Here is a 3,538-nt window from a genome sequence, read left to right as displayed (position 1 = left end):
GCCGCACGCTCACGCCCGCTCCGGCCCCCAGCGCCGCCACGCGGCCCGGTACGGAGCCCGCGCTGACGGCGGGCTAGCACGATCGTTCCGCGGCTGGCCGGCGTAACTCCGGGCGGTACTCCTGGGCCGTGGCGGCGAGCTGTTCGGCGATCTCCTCGGCGTCCAGCCGTCCCTCGATGCGGCGCAGGTCGTCGATCCGCGCCCGGGTCTCCACCCGGCGCGGGGTGAGCAGCGTGCAGCAGTCCTGATCTGGCAGCTCGGAGATCGACAGCGTGCCGAGCCGGCGCGCCTCGGCCATGATCTCGGTCTTGTCCCAGCCGAGCAGCGGCCGCAGGATCGGCAGCCGGACGGCGTCGTCGAGCGCGGTGATGTTCGGCAGCGTCTGGCTGGACACCTGGCCGAGGGAGTCGCCGGTGACCAGCGCCGCGGCGTCCAGCCGCTTCGCCAGCGCCGCGGCGGTCTTGAGCATCAGCCGCCGCTGCGCCATCACCTGCAGCCGGTCGGCGCCCGAGCTGGCCAGCGCCTGCTGCGTCTTCCCGAACGGCACCACGAACAGCCGCGAGCCGCCCTGGAACCTGTCGAGGCCGCGGACCAGCGCGTAAGCCTTGTATATCGACTCGGGGCCGGTCAGCGGCATCCCGGAGAAGTGCAGGAAGTGGCAGCGCAGCCCGCGCCGCATCATCCGGTACGCGGCGACCGGCGAGTCGATCCCGCCGGACATCAGCGCGACCGCCCGGCCGCTCATCCCGACCGGCAGCCCGCCCTGTCCCGGCTGCCCGCTGCTGGTGAACACGAACACCTCGCGCTGGTCGACCTCGACGAAGATCTCCGTGTCCGGCTTCTTCAGGTTCACCGGCAGCCCGTGCGCCTTCTGCACCTCGCGGCCGATGATCACCGCCAGCTCGGAAGAAGTGACAGGGAACCGCTTGTCCCGCCGCCGCGCCCGCACCGCGAACGCGCCGCTCGCCGGGCTCGTCAGCTCGATGGCCGCGGCGACGGTCGCCTCCGGCGTCTTCGCCACCCGCACCGCCCGGCACACCCGGACGATCCCCGGCACGTCGCTGACCCGCTCGGCCACCCGGTCCACCGCGGCGGCGTGCTCGGCCGCCGTGAGCTCCTGGGGGGCCACCAGGAGCACCACGACTCCCTCACGTGGCAGGAGTTCGACGGGCAGCCCGGTATCCCTGGCAGCGGCCCGGATGTTCAACTGCAGCAGCCGTTCGAACTGGTGCCTGTTACGGCCCTTGAGAACGACTTCGCCAAGCTTGAGGAGCACGCACGGCTCGCCGGCGGGCTGCTCCGCCGTCCCGGCCACCGTGACGGGATCGGTCATGGACATCCCTCCAGTGTGCCAGCTCTGGCCGCCAGCCATGACTGCCTGCTAGCGAGGGAAATTCAGATTATCCCGAACGTACGCGGCTTCCTCCCCAATCTTCCTTGCTCCCGGAGAGCCGGGCGACGTACCGTGCGGGTGTGAACGCCGATGAGCGTGAGGAAATCGCCGCCTCGGTGGCGGCCCATGCCGAGCTAGGCTCGCGGTACGACGCGGCCCTCGCCGAAGGTCTTGTCGAGCGCATCGGCGAGGAGATCGACCGGCGGGTGGACGCGCGGCTGCGTGGTATGGGCGCGGGCGGCATGGGCGCGGGGCACCAGCAGGCGGCGCCGAGGCTGGGCTACCAGTCCCCCGGCCAGCAGATCGTGCCGCCCGGCTACCCCGGCAGCCACCAGCAGGCAGCGCCGGCCGCCACGGTTCCCTCGACGCCACCGCAGCAGGCGCCTCATCGCAGCAACGGGGTCACCGGGATGATCCTGGGCCTCGGGTCGATGGGCATCGGCATCGGGGCGACGGCCGCCGTGGTCAGCCACCACGTCGACGGCGTCGCCGCAGTGCTCATCGTGCTGGTGGTCTGGCTGGCCATCGTCGTCATCAACATCGCGCACTCGCAGCGGCGCTGACCGGGCTCTGAAGGGGGCGACGATGTTCGAGCGGTTCACCGACCGGGCCAGGCGCGTCGTCGTGCTCGCCCAGGAAGAGTCCCAGCGGCTCAGCCACAACTACATCGGCTCCGAGCACCTGCTGCTCGGCCTGCTCGCCGAGCGGGAAGGCGTCGCGGCGCGGGCGCTGGAGTCGCTGAACGTCACCCTCACCGCGGCCCGCGAGCAGGTCGAGGAGATCATCGGGCCCGGACAGCAGACGCCGCGCGGGCACATCCCGTTCACCCCCCGGGCGAAGAAGATCCTCGAACTGTCGCTGCGCGAGGCGCTGACCATGGGCAGCGAGGTCATCGACACGGAGCACCTGCTGCTCGGGCTGATCGACGAGGGCGACGGCGTGGGCGCCCAGATCCTGCAGCAGCGCGGCGCGACGGCGCAGGCGGTGCGGGAGGCGGTCGCCAGGCTGATCAGTGCCGAACCCGAGGCCGCCGAAATGACCGGGCCAGGATCCGAGCCAAGGGCCGTCTCCGTGGGCCGGCGGGTGCTGACTCGCGTTGATGCGCTGACCGAGGTCAAGGACCTGCTGGCCAGCATCGACCGGCGGCTGTCCGCGATCGAGCGCCACCTCGGCATCGACGCCGGGCGGGAAGAACCGCCGGCCGGGGCCGCGGAGGCGGAGGCGGAGGCGGAGTAGCGCCGGAGACGCTTATCTCCAGTGGTCGAGCGGCAGCGGGCCGCGGCTGAGCACCGTGCGGATGGCGAAGACGGACCGCGCCGTGTCGACCGCGGGGACGGCCAGGATCTGGTCGAGCAGCACCTTCTCGTAGCTGGCGAGGTCGGGAATGGCCGCCTCGATCAGGAAGTCGTCGCTCCCGGAGACCAGGTAGCAGGCCACCACCGCGGGGATGGCGAGCAGCGCCTGCTCGATCTCCTGCGAGGCCTGACGGGAGTGACTCTCGACCGTCAGGCCGATGAACACGGTCAGGCCCAGCCCGGCGCGGGCACGGCTGACCTCGGCGTGGTATCCGGCGATGATCCCGCTGGCTTCGAGCGCCTTGACCCGGCGCAAGCACGCCGACGGCGAGAGCGAGACGGCGTCCGCGAGGTCGACGTTGGCGATCCGGCCGTCCTGCTGGAGCCGGGTCACGATGGCACGATCAACTCTGTCTGGCAGATGTTCCGACATGAAACTCAGCATATCGGCGATATCACGCAATCCTGTGTCGCTAGGTGAGCTCAGCGGGGCGAAATTTGCCATCGCGTGCGAGCCCATTTCGGCGATTCTTGACTCGTGAGCGAATCGACAGTTCTCGCGGTCCCGCGGCCCGGCGCCGCCGTTGCACCTGCTCCTGCTGCCGCGTCTCCGCGGCTGACGACCGCCCGGGGCGCCGCGCTCTACATCGGCGCCCTGCTCGGCCCCGGCCTGCTGCTCCTGCCCGGCCTCGCCGCCGCGCAGGCGGGACCGGCGTCGCTGCTGGCCTGGGCCGGGCTGCTCGGCCTGTCCGCCCTCTTCGCCGTGGTGTTCACCGCCCTCGGCCGCGCCTTCCCCTCGGCCGGCGGCGTGATCGGCTACGTGTCCGCCGGGCTCGGTGCCCGGCAGGGC

General features: G+C 71.8%; 3 protein-coding genes and 2 pseudogenes. 3 read left to right on the top strand and 2 right to left on the bottom strand.

All coding sequences use genetic code 11. From position 1 onward, the window contains the following. Positions 1-73: 73 nt before the first annotated feature. A complete protein-coding gene (gene thiI, locus WA805_RS10270; protein WP_422325821.1) occupies positions 74-1,333 on the bottom strand; it encodes a tRNA uracil 4-sulfurtransferase ThiI in 1,260 nt (419 codons plus the stop codon). 140 nt (positions 1,334-1,473) lie between these two features. Between thiI and WA805_RS10265 the strand changes: the two genes are divergently transcribed. Beyond that, positions 1,474-1,956 (top strand): hypothetical protein, encoded by a 483-nt coding sequence (locus tag WA805_RS10265; protein WP_422277438.1) that lies wholly within the window; start codon positions 1,474-1,476, stop codon positions 1,954-1,956. A 22-nt stretch (positions 1,957-1,978) separates the two neighbouring features. Continuing rightward, positions 1,979-2,449 (top strand): annotated as a pseudogene (locus tag WA805_RS10260) (Clp protease N-terminal domain-containing protein); the annotation flags it as partial. A gap of 192 nt (positions 2,450-2,641) precedes the next feature. Here the strand turns inward: WA805_RS10260 and WA805_RS10255 are convergent. Then, positions 2,642-3,121 carry an Lrp/AsnC family transcriptional regulator gene (locus WA805_RS10255; RefSeq protein WP_422325820.1) on the bottom strand — a complete coding sequence of 160 codons (480 nt, stop codon included), beginning with the start codon at positions 3,119-3,121 and terminating at the stop codon, positions 2,642-2,644. A 105-nt stretch (positions 3,122-3,226) separates the two neighbouring features. Here WA805_RS10255 and WA805_RS10250 point away from each other — a divergent pair. Beyond that, a pseudogene (locus WA805_RS10250) lies at positions 3,227-3,538 on the top strand (hypothetical protein); the annotation flags it as partial.

This window comes from Trebonia sp. (assembly GCF_049794275.1).
Classification (GTDB): Bacteria; Actinomycetota; Actinomycetes; order Streptosporangiales; family Streptosporangiaceae; genus Trebonia.
The sequence above is the reverse complement of the archived record's forward strand: the minus strand, read 5'-3'. Positions and strand labels throughout refer to the sequence as shown.

What these genes read in the sequence shown, in the direction of transcription:
- WA805_RS10255 (WP_422325820.1), bottom strand. Translation starts at nt 3,121, where the DNA reads ATGTCGGAACATCTGCCAGACAGAGTTGATCGTGCCATCGTGACCCGG.
- thiI (WP_422325821.1), bottom strand. Translation starts at nt 1,333, where the DNA reads ATGACCGATCCCGTCACGGTGGCCGGGACGGCGGAGCAGCCCGCCGGC.